10 protein-coding genes are annotated in these 16,637 nt (G+C 48.9%); 7 read left to right on the plus strand and 3 right to left on the minus strand.

Annotated features, from left to right (window positions below):
* Positions 1–91: 91 nt before the first annotated feature.
* The 7 genes from BLU47_RS08675 to xyl3A all read left to right on the plus strand — a co-directional run bounded on the left by BLU47_RS08675 (position 92) and on the right by xyl3A (position 14,718).
* On the plus strand, positions 92–3,376 hold the full coding sequence (locus tag BLU47_RS08675) for a SusC/RagA family TonB-linked outer membrane protein (protein WP_091961278.1): 3,285 nt from the start codon (positions 92–94) through the stop codon (positions 3,374–3,376).
* A 15-nt stretch (positions 3,377–3,391) separates the two neighbouring features.
* Positions 3,392–5,395: a RagB/SusD family nutrient uptake outer membrane protein gene (locus tag BLU47_RS08680; RefSeq protein ID WP_091961281.1), complete on the plus strand. Its 2,004-nt coding sequence runs from the start codon at positions 3,392–3,394 to the stop codon at positions 5,393–5,395.
* A 20-nt stretch (positions 5,396–5,415) separates the two neighbouring features.
* Positions 5,416–7,797 carry a hypothetical protein gene (locus BLU47_RS08685; RefSeq protein WP_143025515.1) on the plus strand — a complete coding sequence of 794 codons (2,382 nt, stop codon included), beginning with the start codon at positions 5,416–5,418 and terminating at the stop codon, positions 7,795–7,797.
* A gap of 203 nt (positions 7,798–8,000) precedes the next feature.
* Positions 8,001–8,636 (plus strand): hypothetical protein, encoded by a 636-nt coding sequence (locus BLU47_RS08690; RefSeq protein ID WP_143025516.1) that lies wholly within the window; start codon positions 8,001–8,003, stop codon positions 8,634–8,636.
* 184 nt (positions 8,637–8,820) lie between these two features.
* On the plus strand, positions 8,821–10,260 hold the full coding sequence (locus BLU47_RS08695; RefSeq protein ID WP_255402129.1) for a thrombospondin type 3 repeat-containing protein: 1,440 nt from the start codon (positions 8,821–8,823) through the stop codon (positions 10,258–10,260).
* A 16-nt stretch (positions 10,261–10,276) separates the two neighbouring features.
* The gene (locus BLU47_RS08700) at positions 10,277–12,127 is read left to right on the plus strand and encodes a pectate lyase family protein (protein WP_176780516.1); all 1,851 of its coding nucleotides are present in this window, start codon (positions 10,277–10,279) and stop codon (positions 12,125–12,127) included.
* Positions 12,128–12,132: 5 nt separating this feature from the next.
* Positions 12,133–14,718, plus strand: coding sequence for a xylan 1,4-beta-xylosidase (gene xyl3A, locus BLU47_RS08705; protein WP_091961291.1), 2,586 nt, complete (start codon positions 12,133–12,135; stop codon positions 14,716–14,718).
* On the opposite strand, the gene BLU47_RS08710 is transcribed toward xyl3A, so the two are convergent.
* Genes BLU47_RS08710 through pth form a run of 3 tightly spaced genes read right to left on the minus strand, consistent with a single transcriptional unit; the run spans position 14,705 to position 16,627 of the window.
* Positions 14,705–15,628, minus strand: coding sequence for a calcium/sodium antiporter (locus tag BLU47_RS08710; RefSeq protein WP_091961294.1), 924 nt, complete (start codon positions 15,626–15,628; stop codon positions 14,705–14,707). The genes xyl3A and BLU47_RS08710 overlap by 14 nt on opposite strands.
* Positions 15,618–16,052, minus strand: coding sequence for an RNA-binding S4 domain-containing protein (locus BLU47_RS08715; RefSeq protein WP_091961297.1), 435 nt, complete (start codon positions 16,050–16,052; stop codon positions 15,618–15,620). The genes BLU47_RS08710 and BLU47_RS08715 overlap by 11 nt, the downstream gene beginning before the upstream one ends.
* The gene (gene pth / locus BLU47_RS08720) at positions 16,025–16,627 is read right to left on the minus strand and encodes an aminoacyl-tRNA hydrolase (protein ID WP_091961299.1); all 603 of its coding nucleotides are present in this window, start codon (positions 16,625–16,627) and stop codon (positions 16,025–16,027) included. The genes BLU47_RS08715 and pth overlap by 28 nt, the downstream gene beginning before the upstream one ends.
* Positions 16,628–16,637: the final 10 nt, after the last annotated feature.

Below are 16,637 nucleotides of genomic sequence, written 5' to 3' on the forward strand. Positions count from 1 at the left end.
TAAGAAATATTCACGTTTCTCGATTATTTTGCGTACCTTTGCAGGCAGAATATACTACTATTTTATTAATTTTATTAAAACTACTAATTTTATGTCTGTTAAATTTAAGAGTATTTTCCGAACGACACTTTTATTGTGTCTGCTCTTAGTATGTGGTCAAGTTTCGGCACAGACCATCGCTAAGGGAACGGTTACAGACCAGACGGGAGAACCCGTTATTGGCGCGACCGTAGTTGAGAAGGGTAATGCCAAAAATGCAGCTGTTACCGACTTCGACGGTAACTTTACACTGAAACTGCAGCATGGAAAGACGATTGTAGTATCATACATCGGTATGGTATCACAGGAAGTCACCGCAGGCCCCGATCTGAAGATTCAGTTACAAGACGACAACGCAGCCCTTGAGGAAGTCGTTGTTGTTGGTTACACCAGCAAGGCTCGTAAAGACCTGACCGGTTCGGTCGGTTCTGTCAGCGGTGCTAAACTGGCACAGGTTCCCGTTGCCTCTGCTGCTGAAGCTATGCAGGGTAAGATCGCCGGTGTGCAGATTAGTACGGTCGACGGTGCTCCTGGTGCTGACATCTACATTAAGATTCGTGGTGGTGCTGCCCTCGGACAGAACAACCAACCTCTTTACATTGTAGATGGTTTCCAGCAGGACAACATTAATGACCTTCCTCCTACGGATATCGCAAGCATTGACGTTCTGAAGGACGCTTCTCTGACTGCAATCTACGGTGCACGAGGTGGTAATGGTGTAGTTGTTGTAACCACCAAGTCAGCCCAGCAAGGTAAGCTGAAAGTTGAATTCAACGCCTACGCACAGGCTAAGAAGCTGGCAGGAAAGCAGGATATGCTTGATGCCTACGAGTTTGTAAAGTATCAGCGTGACCTGTCTTACAACAACAAGACAAACAACTATGCTTTCCGTACTAACTTCGGTAACCCGTCTGATATGGACATTTATCGCAATGCTACAACCCACGACTGGCAAGACGAGCTGATGGGCGGCACTGCATGGACTCAGATGTACAATGCGACTATCAACGGTGGTAATGACAAAATACGTTTCAGCACCTCTTTGACTCACCACAATGAAAACGGTATCATTGAGAATTCCGGCGTACGTCGTACCAACATGAACAGTAAGATCTACCTTCAGATTTCACCACGCGTGAAAGTAACCATCAATCCCCGCTTCACCTATCGTCGTGACTTAGGCGCAGGTGCTGATGGCATCGGTACTGGTGGTTTGGTTGGTGTTCTTCGCTACCGTCCCACCAATGGTTACCGTGAGTTCACTCACAGTAACGAGGCTGCTCTTATTTACAACCAGGAGCGCTACTGGAAGTTGGCAAGTCCTATGGACGACATCGACCAGAACTATATGAAGAAGCACTCTTACAGCTTCACAAACCAAGCTTCATTGTCATGGGAAATCATTGACAACCTGGTATTCCGTACAGACATCGCACAATTCTGGGGATTCAGCGATCAGAATCAGTTCTGGGGCTACCTGACTGACACCGCACATAGCAATGAGGACAAACCTGTTGCTCAGATTACCGACGTTCGTCGTAACAAGTACACTTGGACCAATACGCTGAACTACTCTTTCACCGTTAAGGAAGACCACAACATTTCTGTACTGTTAGGTCACGAAATGTATGACGACCAGCGTACCACCAGAATTAACGCATCACGTTATTTCCCACAGTTCATCTCTCCCAACAAGGCTTTTGCTAACATGGGACTAGGTTCTGCCTACAAGTCTACCTCTACCGTAAAGACTCCTGACCGCATGTTGTCATTCTTTGGACAGGCCAACTACAACTACAAGCACAGATACTTGCTTTCATTCACGTTCCGTGCCGATGGTAGCACCAAGTTTGCTCCTGGCCACCAGTGGGGTTACTTCCCCTCTGTATCTGGAGCATGGGTTGTTTCTGAAGAGCCTTGGTGGAACAAGAATATCATGAGCCAACTGAAGGTTCGTGCTTCGTTCGGTCTTGCTGGTAACAATGATATCGGCGACGACCTCTGGCGCTATCAGTATAGCATCAGTGAAAATGGCGGACCAAGCTGGGGCGAAAGCACTATTTCCGAGAATGGCGAGACTTATTATGCAGCCAGCAACACATTCCCCAATGAAGGAATTAAGTGGGAAACTACCACGAACCGCAACTTGGCACTTGACATGAGTTTCTTCAACGGAAGACTGACCATCACACCAGAATTCTATTGGAACACAACAAAAGACCTGCTTTACAAGAGTCTTATCCCGACAACATCTGGATATACTTACCAGCAGCAGAATGTAGGTAAAGTTACCAATAAGGGTGTCGAGTTGACTATTAACTACCAGATGTTCCAGCAGAAAAACTTTGACTTGAGTGTAAACGCTACGATGGGTTACAACAAGACAAAGGTTGACCAGTTGAACAATGAGGATACCGTTATTTGGGCCAGCAGTAAGAAGGGTGGATGGAATCCTGGATTTGACGATTTCTGCCTCCGCGTTGGTGAGGAAATCGGTCTGATTTATGGTTTCGTCTATGATGGAATTTACACCTTCGATGATTTTGAGCGCGACGGTTTCACCTATAAATTAAAAGAAGGTGTTGTCAACGGCCTTTATGCCAAGAACACTGATACCGCAGTCAACAACGTGCATCCTGGTGATCCCAAGTTCAAGGATCTGAATGGTGACGGACAGATTGACGAGAACGACCGCACCGTGATTGGTAATACCAACCCACGCCTGCAAGGTGGTTTCGGTCTCAGCGGACGTTGGAAGGACTTTGACTTCAATGCAAACTTCGTTTATTTCCTCAACTTTGACGTATTGAATGCAACAAAGTACCGTCTGTCTTCTTCTACAGGCAACAACCTCAGCACAAGTCCTCTGAACGTATCATCTGACTTTGACTACGCAAGCCGTTGGGTTTACTTCGGAGACATCTACAACACAAATGCTGATGGTTCACAGTCTCTTTATTGGATGAGTGAGCAGCTGGTAAACAACAGCCAGAAGATTCAGTATATGGACGAGTATGAGCGCATCAATGCTGGCAAGTCATTATGGAATCCCATGCGCGTCAACAGTGACTACACTCACTCTTACTTCGTTGAAGATGGTTCGTTCTTGCGTCTGCAGAACGTAACAGTTGGTTACACCTTGCCTAAGAAGATTACCAGCAAGTTTGGTGTAGAGCGTCTGCGTGTCTACTTTACTGGTTCTAACCTTTTCTGCATCACCAAATACAGTGGTTACGATCCTGAAGTCGACATTCAGAGCGGTCTGACTCCAAGTGTTGACTACAACCGTTACCCACGTAACCGTAGCTATCTGTTTGGTTTTAACTTGTCATTCTAAAATTCTGCAACTACTATGAAGAAGAAAAATATATTCATCGCAGGACTTGCTTTAATTGGCCTGAGCGCTTGTAGTGACTTCATGGAGCCTGAAGCTCCATCGAGCGTTACTGACGACTATGTGTTCAGCAACCTCAACGAAGCCAATTCCCTGCTTAACGGTGTCTATGCAGCTATTGCCAATAACAACACCTATGGCAATGCTTATCTGACAACCTACGATTTGAACAGCGATGTGGAGTTCACCACTAGCTCTGCCGAGTCTCAAGTGGCCGCCCACAATGAGTACAAACTGTTCGATGCCGAGGCCGACGCCAGCGGCCTGATGAGTACTTGGAATGCCGCCTACACACTGATAGAGCGCGCCAACAACTTTGTCAATGCTGCTGAAAGAAGCGGTCTTAAGGACAACGAGGATATGCTTCAGATGATTGGTGAGGCCAAGTGTATGCGTGCCATGCAATATCTTGACCTTGTGATTATGTTTGGCGATATTCCTTTCTCACTCACACGTTCTTACGATGCTGAAAGTCTGGTAATGCCTCAGACTGACCGCGACGTCATTCTAACCACCCTCATCAACGACTTGAAGGCTGCTGCTCCAAAGATGAAGCTTTCTTCCAATGTCACTCAGGGCATTGAGCGTTGTACCAAAGAGTTTGCCTGGGCTCTGATTGCCCGCATGGCGCTCTATCGCGGAGGTTATTCACTGCGTCCTAACGTAAATGCTCCGAAGGAAGTTGGCACCATGAAGCGCGCTGACGACTACATCGAGTATTATAAGGTCGCACGTGACTATTGTGACTCTGTTATGACTGCCGGTACACATAAACTTACAAAGGACTGGTATCAGGTATTCATTGACGAATGTAACTATAAGGTTAACAATTCTGATGACCCCATCTTTGAGATTCCGTTTACAATGAACGTAAATGGTAATATCGGCTATGCTCATGGTCCTAAGGGCGACGAGACTGCTGCTGGTGGAACAGAAGCTCCCAACTACTGGGGTACCAGCAATGGTGGTGTCCGCCTGAATGCATTCTTCCGTTTCAGCTATGATCCTGAAGATGCTCGCCGTGATGCTATCGGATACTGGCGCTATGACGGATTTGGACAGCCTGTACTGCTCAACGACTACAACAACTACTGTAACAAGTGGTCTAAGTTCTGGGATGAGGGACATCGTCAGGGTGTGACCAGCAGTGGCAACACTGGTATTAACTTCCCCTATATGCGCTATGCAGATGTTTTGCTGATGTTTGCTGAAGCTGAGAATGAAATCAACAATGGTCCTACAGCAGCAGCTAAGTCTGCTCTGAAATCAGTTCGTGAGCGCGCATTCCGCAATGCCACTAATAAGGCTTTAATGGTTGATGCTTACGTGGAGTCTGCAGGCAGCAAGGAAGAATTCTTCGATCTCATCTTCGACGAGCGTGCATGGGAGTTTGCTGGTGAAGGCACACGTTGGAAGGATCTGGTACGTTGGAATCGTTATGCAGAAGTTGTATTCAAGACCTTCTGGACTTACTATGGTAAGGCAACAGATGACTATACCTACGATTTGGACGACAAATTCGATACCTATCCTACCGACATCTTCTATAAGATTGTAAATCCTGGAGATGAACTCTATCCTACAGATTACAACTATCCCAACAAGACACTGCCCGTTCTGAAATTCTTCAAGTATGAGTCAGACGATTTGGTTATTGACAACATGTGGGAGAACTTTGGTCTGAACGGTAAGTACATGCCTCCTACGACTGGAGAAGATGCCTGGACACAGGCTTCATGGTTCAGCTGGCAGGATGACACAGGTGCACGTCCTCAGATTCGTTGCTCATTGCGTGGTTACATTTATATTGATGTAGAGGGTAATAAGATTCCCGCTACTATGCCTGAGCTGTCTGCTGATATGGACTTCAGCATTTTACCTCCGGTACGCTACATTCTCCCCATCCCACAGGATGCTGTTACGAGAAGTAATGGAGCTTATAAGAATTACTATGGTTATTAATTCTAAAACATTGACTTACGATGAAAAAATATAGTATTTTCCTCCTTATGCTTTTGGCAAGTGCCTCTATGGTGCTTACCAGCTGTAAGGACGACGACAAAGCAACAGACAACTACACTCATCAGAGTGACCGTCTGTTCATGCCTCAGTTCCGCGTTACGCAGAACACAGGCAATAGTTCCGACCAATATGGTTGTGGATCTGCTGCCCAATTCCAATATAGTGGAAGCACTCATGTCAACGACATCTGGTTGAACTGGTATGCCGTAGACGGTGCTGTTGCCTATCACCTGAAAGGAAAGGTTCAAGGCGGTCGTTGGAATAACGATGAGGTACTTGACACCATTCTTTACGTGAAGGACGGCAAGCATCCATTGAGCTTCCTTCATCAGGACTTGGCCTATTCTACAGGCTATCTCTATTGCTTGCAAGCTATCTCTCCAAAGGGTGAAGCTTATAACTCAAAGTGGTCAGGATGGATTGGCGAGGCTGCTGATGGTTCTGACGACCTTGGACACCAAGCAGACATGAGTCGTGACGACGACCGTGGTGCATTGTTCACAGGTTCGCTGAACACTGGTATGCGTTACGATATTCCCTCTGTATTCTCAGTAGAGAATGTAACAAAGACCACCATGCGAGTTAATTTTGCTACGACTGTAGAAGGTATTGATAGTTACAAAGACTTCCTCGCTGCTTCTCAAAATCTCGTTTACAACCCAGAGAGCAACACATGGGTGTTCGATAGAATCACACTTGAGCCTTCTGCCGACAACGCCGACCTGCCAACGATTACACGTGAAATCACATCAGCTGATTTGGCTAAAGGCTACGTGGATTTCGATGGTTTGGAGCCCAACGCTGCCTATATTATTAATGGTTGGAACACAAAGGTTCCTCGCCATTTTGATGGTAACTTCAATAGTGCCATGGTTCGTATGCAAGGTGATCCACAAGATCCTATCGTTATTAAGTGGGCTCCAGATCCAAACGATACGATTCTTGCCAATACCGTAAAGAATGCAAAGGAATTGTTGGGTAAAGCCACGCGTATTGATACCGTTTTCATCAACTATATGAAGGACAATACTATTCCAGAAGGTCAGATTTACTATCTTGAGGGAGGTAAGACCTATTATATGACTTCCAGCTTTAACATGACAAAGGGCTTTACTCTGGAGACCAACCCAGATGATATTGCAGCAGGTAAGGGCCGTGCAGAGGTTCTTCTTGGTGTTGGAACAAGCGACGACGCAGGCATGTCTGGCAATGCCGTTACCATTATGCTTTGCCGTAATGCAGCCAGCGGTGCTGAGAACGGTGTTTCGCTGGGTATCCAGCCTATACGCTTCAACCAGATCAATTTCCATCCTCATATTGTATGGAACTACATGGATAAGAATGGTAAAGGCGGTAACTCACAATACAGCATTGGCGGTAACTATTTTATCAACATGAACTCTCAAGGCTTGTCATTCTCATTGAGCGAACTTAGCATTACCAACTGTTCGTTCAGTGGTCTGACCCGTGGATTCATCCGATTCCAGGGTCCAAACCGCCAGCTCATCGAGCACATGACTGTCGAGGGATGTGTATTCACCGACTGTGGTCCATACGATGCTAACGGTCGTGGATACTCGTGGTTTGCTGGTCCTGGTAACCGTAAGGACTCTAACTTCTTCAAAGACCTGAAGATTAAGAACAACTCATTTATTGATGTGCCTAAGCATGCATTCGTATCAGAAAACGGTAACCTGCCTTGGCCTGCCGGAACCACATGGAACATCGAGATAGAGAACAACACGTTTGTCAACCTCAGCCCACGCTCCAGTAGTTCTGGTCATGGATTGTTCCTTGAGACTCGCTATGCTCCCGCCGGCAGTAAGATTACCGTTAAGAAGAACCTCTTTGTCACAGTACGTAAGGGCGATAGCGACGACCGTAGTCTCTACATGCGTGGTATGCGCATTGACACCAAGGACATGTCTTATGACTTCGCAGACAACTATGCAACAACCGTTCCTGCATGGGGTAGCTATAAGGCATCGACAGATGCTTCAACGACATTGAATGATGGTCTGTTCACCAACTATCCGTTCAGCCACACATCAAGCGGTGCAGGTTATCAGAAGGGTGCCCTCAACATTGGAGGATACGGTGAGACACAGATCAAGTTCGGTGACAATCGCAACGAAAACGAAAGTGATGCCGTTGGTTATCAGTTGACTCCAGAGGAGCTCTTCAAAGACCCACAGCCACTGGGTGTAAATGGTGATGCCAACATGCATCGTCATAATGTTGACGGTTTCTACTACAACCTGACTGAACGCGTAAAGGCTCACCCCATCTATACCAAGAAGATTGGTGACCAGCGTTGGGCTACAGGTGCAGCTTGGAAGTAAGCAATACTCTATAATCACTAAAAAGGCGGACACCACCACGGTGCCCGCTTTTTTTGAAGATTCTGCGTAAACCTTTACGGAAGATTTCTTTGTAAAATCGAAACAAATGTTTGGCTGAATCAAAGATTTGTCGTAATTTTGCAATGAGTTTAAACTCATTTAAATAACTTATATACTAACATTTTAAACAAAACAAAAAGCGTATGAAGAAATTTTTTACTCTAATTGCAATGGCTCTTATGGCCGTAGGTGCAAACGCACAAACCAAATTGATTAATTATCCTGAAAGTAAAGATGGCATTACATTGAAAACAACTGATCCTGATCAGGTTACTTATTCAACAGTGAAGATTCACACCAACACTGATGCTGTAGAAGGAATCAAGTTTGGTAAATCATTCAAAAACGAAACAGCTGAGTATTATTATGCTGAACTGTCTGTTGCCGGTGGTTTCAAAACGGGCGATGTGATTACAATAGCAGGTGCATACAACCATGATGATGAAAAAACTGCCACAATTGCTTTCCGTTCTGCACTTGATGGTTCTGCATTCTATACTACAGAGAATTTTGTAAACGGAAAAAAATCTGCTGACGACCCCGTAGATCAAAAATACACTCTACAAGCAGATGCAGATGCGTTATACATAGGTAGATCTGGTGGAACTGGTACATTTATTACAAAGTTGATTATTACTCGTGGCACCACTGGCATCAACGCTGTAAAGTCTGAGACTATTGACGTAAACGCTCCTGTCTACAACCTCGCTGGTCAGCAGGTTGACAAGAGCTATAAGGGTGTAGTGATTCAGAATGGCGTAAAGCACATTCAGAAGTAATCAAAACCTTCAATAAATACTACGAGGGCGGACACTACCAATGGTTGTCCGCCCTTAATATATAATGATAAATTGGTGACTTTTCAGTTAAGATCTTGCAAATAAATCCGTTTCCAAACTAAATATTTGGAAGTTTCATGAATAGTTCGTACCTTTGCAGAAACAAACTACAAACAAAACAAACATGACGCTAAACAGACTATTAATGATTGTCTGGGTACTTGCTAATTCTATGCTGACTCAAGCACAGGAGAAGCTACTGGCATTCCCAGGAGCAGAAGGTTTCGGCCGCTACACCACTGGCGGACGAGGTGGTGAGGTCTACCACGTCACCACCTTGGAAGACGGTCCGCAGAAAGGTACACTACGATGGGCTAATGCACAGCAAGGTCCTAAAACGATTGTTTTTGACGTATCAGGAACCATCTTTCTGAAATCGCCTTTGAGGTTCTCGCCAAACACGACGGTGGCAGGACAAACGGCTCCCGGCGATGGAATCTGCTTGGCAGACTACCCTGTATCCGTTACTTCCAACAACATCATTCGCTACGTGCGTTTTCGATTGGGAAACCGTCAGGTGGCTCATCATGAGGGTGATGGTCTGGGAGGCAGTCGCAGTCAGGACATCATCATCGACCATTGCTCCATCAGCTGGTCTATCGACGAGTGTCTGTCCGTCTACGGAAATCGTGACTTCACCGTACAATGGTGCATCATATCACAAAGTCTGAACAATGCAGGCCACCAGAAAGGCAAGCATGGCTATGGCGGCAACTGGGGCGGCAGTGGCGCTTCTTATCACCATAACCTGATCGCACATCACACATCCCGTACTCCGCGATTGGGTCCAAGCCCGTTTACTCAAGAAGATGAGCGCATGGACTTGCGCAACAATGTCATCTACAACTGGACGGAAAACGGATGCTACGGAGGTGAGGCTATGACGGTGAATATCGTGAACAACTATTATAAGCCGGGACCGGGCACACCGACAGATCTTCGAGGCATGCGCATTGCCGCACCTAATATACGCACCTCGAAATATACTCACCACGGAACAGAACGCCCTAACGTATGGGATAAGATGTGGCATGTGTGGGGTAAATATTATGTGGAAGGCAACGTCAATGCGAAATATCCAGAGGTGACTCGTCACAACTGGGATTATGGCGTATGGAACCAGATAGACCGACTGGGAAACGATGGCACCTATACTGCTGTTACACAAGATACCATCCGACTGCGTGAGCCCATGCCGTTTGCGCCTGTCGTCACGCACACCGCAGAGAAAGCCTACGAGTTAGTGCTACAGAAAGCCGGTGCCAGCCTGCATCGTGATGCGCTGGACAAGATGATTGTCAAAGATGTCCGCGAGGGCACTGCCACCTTTACCGGTGAAGGTTGCTCACCAGGCATCATCAATACCCAGAACGATGTCAAGATAGGCGACAGTCCCTGGCCAGAGCTGAAAAGCAATCCTGCTCCCAAGGACACTGACGGCGACGGGATTCCCGACGCATGGGAGCGTCGCCATGGGCTGAATCCCCATGATAAAAAAGATGGCAAGCTGACCAGCAAGGACGGCTATACTAATCTGGAACTATACATGAATGAAATAAACTAACAAAACAAACATGATAATGAAAAAAAATCTAATGATTCTCATGAGCGCCATAGTTCTCCTACCTGCTATGGCCACCAACAACGTAGCACCATGGGGCTGGGCAACCTGCTCCGACGAGTCAGGCGCTGCGTACACTTTAAACGGAGGAAATTTCTCGGATGCTACAACCGTCACCCTGACTGCTCTTGGTGACGGCAAGACCGACGATTCGCAAATCAAGCAAGCCATTGCCAAAAACGACATCATCATCTTCGACGGTTCCAAAGGCGACTTCACCATTGGCGAGACCATGAAGATTTCGTCAACGAAAAACAAGACCCTCATCGGCATCAACAATGCCCGACTGTGTACGAAGTTCTTCCTGACCGATGAGGACAATGCCTACCTGAAGAGTCAGAACCTCGAAGGACTGAGCAGCACAGATCAATACACTGGCACCCTGCCCGATGGCACGACCCTGACCTGCGACCGACGGGCCTTCTTCACCAAGAAAGCCATCATGGAGCTGCAGTATCAGAAGACAGGAGCCTATTCGCTGCCCAACAAGTCGGGAATCTTCCACATCGAGACCTCCAGCGAGAATATCATCATCCGCAACCTCTCGCTCATTGGCCCGGGGGCTGTCGACATCGACGGTGCCGACCTCATCACCAATCAGGGTAAGCACATCTGGATTGACCACTGCACATTCGTAGACTCGCAGGATGGCGCACTGGACAGCAAGGTGTGCGACTGGGCAACCTACACCTACAACCACTTCTACTACACCTCGCGCAGCTATTCACATGCCTATACCTGCGGCTGCGGATGGGTGAGCAACCACGAGATGGTGATCCACATGACCTTTGCCTGCAACATCTGGGGCGAAGGCTGTATGCGCCGACTGCCACAGGCCGATGACTGCTACATACACCTCGTCAACAACTATCACAACTGCCCCGGCAATAGTGTTGGCATGACCATTAACAGTTACAGCAAAGCATTAGTTGAGGGCAACTATGCAGCTGCCGGTGTCAACAAGCCACTCGATGGCAGTGGGGCTAACCGCAACGTCACCGCAAAGGATAACAGTTTCTCGGCTTCCTCCGTGGGCGAGCCGGTGTCTGTTCCCTACACATACAACAAAATTGCCGCCGCCGATGTACCCGCCACACTGAGAGGCGAAGAGGGGGCCGGAGCCAAGTTAGGCAACGATGCCGAATACATTCTCTCCACCATCCCGACCAAAGACCGCGGAACAAAGACATCCTCACTGTATTATTTTGTCGATGGGCTGGTCGGCAAAAACAGTAGCGGACTGTCGACGGTAGATTTCAGTGACGGTGCTACCTTAGTGCTGAACAATAGCAGCAAGGCTTGGTCCAATGGCACTGCTGTCACCATCGACGGCGAAAGCTATACCACGCTGAAACTGTCGAACGGCGCAGAAAACATCTTCACCGCACCAGAAGGCAAAGATGTCAGAAGCATCACCTTCTATTCCTATATCAATGTGAAGGAAGAGAACATCAACTTCACGACTTATCCTGAATATGGCTTCCGCACATGCTATTGGGGCAAGGTGGCAGACCAGTCATACACAGAGTCTGCATCCGACGTGCAGATACTCAAGTCAAGAGACCCAAAGAGTCCTGATATAGCCACCTTCACCATCAATCCGACACATGTGGTGAAATTCAGCAACAAGGGTGAACAGCTTTGCTTCGCCATGAAGGTGACCTATGTCGAGCAGTCTACAGGCATCTCAGCACCTCGCACCATACAACAACCTACAGATCATGCTGTCTACAGCCTCCAGGGTGTCCGCGTGGACAAGCCCTCCAAGGGCATTTATATTCAAAACGGAAAGAAGATTATTATTAAGTAAAGACTATGAAGAAACTACTTGTAACTATACTGTTTATGGTAGGGGCATCGGCCTTGCGGGCGCAGATGCTGCCCTACCAGAACCCACAGCTAACCGCAGAGCAACGTGCCGACGACTTACTAGGTCGTCTGACGCTTGACGAGAAAGTGAAGCTGATGATGGACACCTCGCCAGCCATTCCGCGACTGGGTATCCCACAATTCCAGTGGTGGAACGAGGCGCTGCATGGGGTGGGACGAAACGGATTTGCCACCGTATTCCCCATCACAATGGCAATGGCAGCCTCATGGGACGACGCCCTACTACACCAGGTGTTCACTGCCGTCAGCGACGAGGCCCGTGCAAAGGCTCAGCAAGCCAAGAAAGCCGGTAACATACAACGATACCAGAGCCTGTCGTTTTGGACACCGAACATCAACATATTCCGTGACCCTCGATGGGGACGCGGACAGGAGACCTATGGTGAAGACCCCTATCTGACAACGAAGATGGGACTGGCCGTGGTGCGTGGTCTACAGGGGATGACCTACGAAGGACGATGGCTGGGCGGAGGTTATAAGAAGTTATTGGCTTGTGCCAAGCACTTTGCCGTACATAGCGGTCCGGAGTGGAACCGTCACACCTTCAATATAGAAAACCTGCCCGAGCGCGACCTGTGGGAAACTTACCTGCCAGCCTTTAAGGCATTGGTGCAAGAGGGAAAGGTGGCTGAGGTGATGTGTGCCTATCAACGTATTGACGGCGACCCCTGCTGCGGCAATGCACGCTACGAGCAACACATCCTGCGAGACTTATGGGGATTCAAGGGACTGATTACCAGCGACTGCGGTGCTATCCGCGATTTTCTGCCTAAATGGCACAATGTAGCCAAAGATGGTGCCGAAGCCAGTGCCAAAGCTGTATTGGCTGGTACCGACGTTGAGTGCGGCTCGGAATACAAGAACCTGCCTGCTGCCGTGAAGCGCGGTGACATCAAGGAGACTGACCTCGACAAGAGCCTGCGCCGTCTGCTCATTGCCCGTTTCGAACTGGGTGACTTCGACAATGACGAGTTGAACCCATGGACGAAGATTCCCGCCAGCGTGATTGCCTCGAAGGAACACAAGGCGCTAGCCTACGAGATGGCCAAGAAAGGCATCGTATTGCTGAAAAACAATGGCATCCTGCCCCTTTCTAACATCAGACATCAAACATCAAACATCGTCGTCATGGGTCCTAATGCCAATGACTCGGTGATGATGTGGGGAAACTACTCAGGCTACCCCACTCGTACCATCACAGCGTTAGAAGGAATCGGGAAGAAGGCAAAGGTCAGCTACATACAAGGCTGTGGACTTACTCGTAACGAGGCTTTTGAGAGTCGCTATGACAAGATTCAGAGTCCGTTAGGCTACAAGGGAATGCAGGCCATCTACTGGAACAACACCGAAATGAAGGGGAAGCCTGTGACAACCGTTAATATCGCGAACCCCATCCAGCTGAGCAACGGTGGTAACACGGTGTTTGCCCCAGGCGTTAACCTGGAGAACTTCTCTGCCCGCCTGGATGGTATCTTCAAGCCCACAGCCGATGAGAAACTCATTTTCGACATCAGCGCTGACGACAAACTGCGCCTCATCGTCAATGGCGACACATTGGTGGACATCTGGAAAGTACGCCACCGCATCCAGGGTGCCAAGAAGGAACTGGATGTTAAGGCTGGCGAGCACTACCGCATCCAGATAGACTATGTACAAGAGACGGGCTATGGAGCCTTGAACTTCGACATCAAAAAGAAAATCAATCCTACCCACCAGGAACTGCTGGCACAGATAGGCAACGCCCAGACGGTTGTCTTCGTGGGTGGCATCTCACCCAGTCTGGAAGGTGAAGAGATGAAGGTCAGCGAACCTGGTTTCAAGGGTGGCGACCGTACCAGCATCGAGTTGCCCCAGGCGCAGCGTGACATACTGGCTATGTTGCATCAAGCTGGCAAACAGGTGGTGTTTGTCAACTGCTCCGGCAGTGCGATGGCACTCACCCCCGAGCTGGAGTCGTGTGATGCCATTGTGCAGTGGTGGTATGCAGGAGAGCAGGGCGGAACGGCACTTGCTGACGTGCTCTTTGGCGACTACAACCCCAGTGGCAAGTTGCCTATCACCTTCTACAAGAACACGGAGGAGTTGCCCGATTTCCTGGACTACACAATGAAAAACCGCACCTATCGCTACTATACCGGCGAGGCGCTGTTCCCCTTCGGCTACGGACTGAGCTACACCACCTTCGACATCAGCAAACCCGTCTATAAGAATAATAAGGTACGCGTGACCGTCAAGAATACCGGTGACCGGAAAGGTATGGAGACCGTTCAGGTCTACGTACGTCGTAGCGCAGACAAAGAAGGTCCTCAGAAGACACTGAAAGCCTACCAGCAAGTCATGCTGGAAGCAGGTGAAAGCAAGGCAATAGCCATTGACTTCCCCCGTCAGTGCTTTGAGGGATGGGATGCCCAGACCAACACCATGCGCGTCGTGCCAGGTAAATATGAACTCATGGTGGAATCGTCGAGTGCCGACAAGGATTTAAAGAAGGTGGTGATTACAGTGAAGTAATCAGCCACCACAGATAAGCCATATAGCCCAACAGCAGCACGGCACCTTCCCAGCGTTCTACCGTATAGCGGGTGCGCGAGAAGAGCCAGATGAGGGCTACCGACAGGAGCATCACTGCCATATCAACGGTGGTGATGCCTTCTATTTCCAAGGGATTGATGGTTGCCGTCAGTCCAAGGATGAGCAAGATGTTGAACACGTTGGAACCGATTACGTTTCCAATGGCTATCGCAGATTGTCCCTTGCGAGCAGCCACCACACTGGTAGCCAATTCTGGCAGTGAGGTTCCTCCCGCCACGATGGTCAGACCGACAACAGCCTCGCTGATGCCCAGCGACAAAGCGATGTCCGATGCAGCGTTAACAAACAGGTTACTGCCCACCACCAAACCAGTCAGACCGAAGACCACAAAAAGGATATTCTTCCACACCGGTGAGTTCTCCCTGACGACATCGGCCTTCCCCGTCTTCGCCTGCATCAGCGTGTAGACCATGAAGGCGGCAAAGCCCAACAAAAGGATAATGCCGTCGAAGCGTCCCAAAGCCCCGTCGAAAGCCAGTACGACGAGCAGGATGGAGGCAAGGACGGAGCAAGGGATATCCTTCTTCACCGTCGACTTGCTGATGACCATCGGGGCTACCAATGCTGCTGCTCCCACGATGAGCATGGCGTTCATCGTGTTCGAACCGACCACATTACCTATAGCCATGTCCGACGTACCGTTCAGGGCAGAGACCAGACTGACGAAGAACTCAGGAGCTGAGGTTCCTGCAGCCACAATGGTCAGACCGATAATAATCTCAGGCACATTCATGCGCCGAGCCAGTGCCGAGGCACCTTCCGTCAGTTTGTCGGCACCGAAAAGGACAAGTGCCACACCGAGGACAATCCAAAGAATATTAAATATCATCTTCGTCGAAATCAAAGTCAAAATCACCATAGCCCTCCATGGCTGGACCAACAAAGTCGTCCAACGCACGACGGTCTTTCTTCGTAGGACGACCCGTTCCCCGCTGACGGTCTATGAAACCGCTGATACGGTTCATCTCCAGCAATTCATACTGGTCGGGCGCCGTCACGTTCTCGTAGATCTCAGGCAATAGCTTAGCGCCTACCCGCTGTTCTATCGTCTTCAGAATTTTAAACGAATAGGTCACGGGGGGCTTGCGCACGTTAATCACCTCGCCCGCCTTTACCATGCGACTGGGTTTTACATTCATGCCGCTAATGGTGACGCGCCCATTCTTGATGGCGTCGGCAGCGATGGAGCGTGTCTTGAAGATACGTGCAGCCCACAGCCACTTGTCTACTCTTGCTTCGTTTGTTTCTGCCATACTGGTGTCTTTCCCAACTTGTTATACTGGTTCATCGTCACGTCGACGCCTGCCAACACAAAGCTCTTGATGATGTCGACAGTCAGGTCGATAGTCGGCTGCAGATGCTCGCGTTCCTCCGTCGAAAAACGTCCCAACACATGGTCTATCTGCGAGCCTACCGGATAGTCGTTGCCGATGCCCATACGCAGACGGGCATAGTTCTGACCAATGAGCTGCTGGATGTGTCCCAAGCCATTGTGTCCGCCGTTCGAGCCGTTGCCTTTCAGACGGAACGAGCCCAGCGGCAGCGCCACATCGTCGCTAACCACCAGCAGTCGGCTTTGGTCGATATTCTCCTGGTTCAGCCAATAGCGCACGGCATTGCCGCTGAGGTTCATAAATGTGGTGGGTTTCAACAGAAACACCTTGCGGCCTTTCAGCGAGGTCTCGCCCACGAAACCGTAACGGCGGTCGGCAAAAACAATATTGGACGCCTTCGCAAAAGCGTCCAATACCATAAATCCTGTATTGTGGCGGGTCTCAGCGTATTCGTCGCCAGGGTTACCCAGACCAACAATTAAGTACTTGTCCATGCTGTCAATA

The sequence above is a fragment of the Prevotella sp. tc2-28 genome (assembly GCF_900107705.1).
Taxonomy (GTDB): Bacteria; Bacteroidota; Bacteroidia; order Bacteroidales; family Bacteroidaceae; genus Prevotella.

Bases quoted from the DNA above. Each gene is read 5' to 3' on its own strand.
- BLU47_RS08675 (WP_091961278.1), top strand. From the start codon at position 92: ATGTCTGTTAAATTTAAGAGTATTTTCCGAACGACACTTTTATTGTGT.
- BLU47_RS08680 (WP_091961281.1), top strand. From the start codon at position 3,392: ATGAAGAAGAAAAATATATTCATCGCAGGACTTGCTTTAATTGGCCTG.
- BLU47_RS08685 (WP_143025515.1), top strand. From the start codon at position 5,416: ATGAAAAAATATAGTATTTTCCTCCTTATGCTTTTGGCAAGTGCCTCT.
- BLU47_RS08690 (WP_143025516.1), top strand. From the start codon at position 8,001: ATGAAGAAATTTTTTACTCTAATTGCAATGGCTCTTATGGCCGTAGGT.
- BLU47_RS08695 (WP_255402129.1), top strand. From the start codon at position 8,821: ATGACGCTAAACAGACTATTAATGATTGTCTGGGTACTTGCTAATTCT.
- BLU47_RS08700 (WP_176780516.1), top strand. From the start codon at position 10,277: ATGAAAAAAAATCTAATGATTCTCATGAGCGCCATAGTTCTCCTACCT.
- xyl3A (WP_091961291.1), top strand. From the start codon at position 12,133: ATGAAGAAACTACTTGTAACTATACTGTTTATGGTAGGGGCATCGGCC.
- BLU47_RS08710 (WP_091961294.1), bottom strand. From the start codon at position 15,628: ATGATATTTAATATTCTTTGGATTGTCCTCGGTGTGGCACTTGTCCTT.
- BLU47_RS08715 (WP_091961297.1), bottom strand. From the start codon at position 16,052: ATGGCAGAAACAAACGAAGCAAGAGTAGACAAGTGGCTGTGGGCTGCA.
- pth (WP_091961299.1), bottom strand. From the start codon at position 16,627: ATGGACAAGTACTTAATTGTTGGTCTGGGTAACCCTGGCGACGAATAC.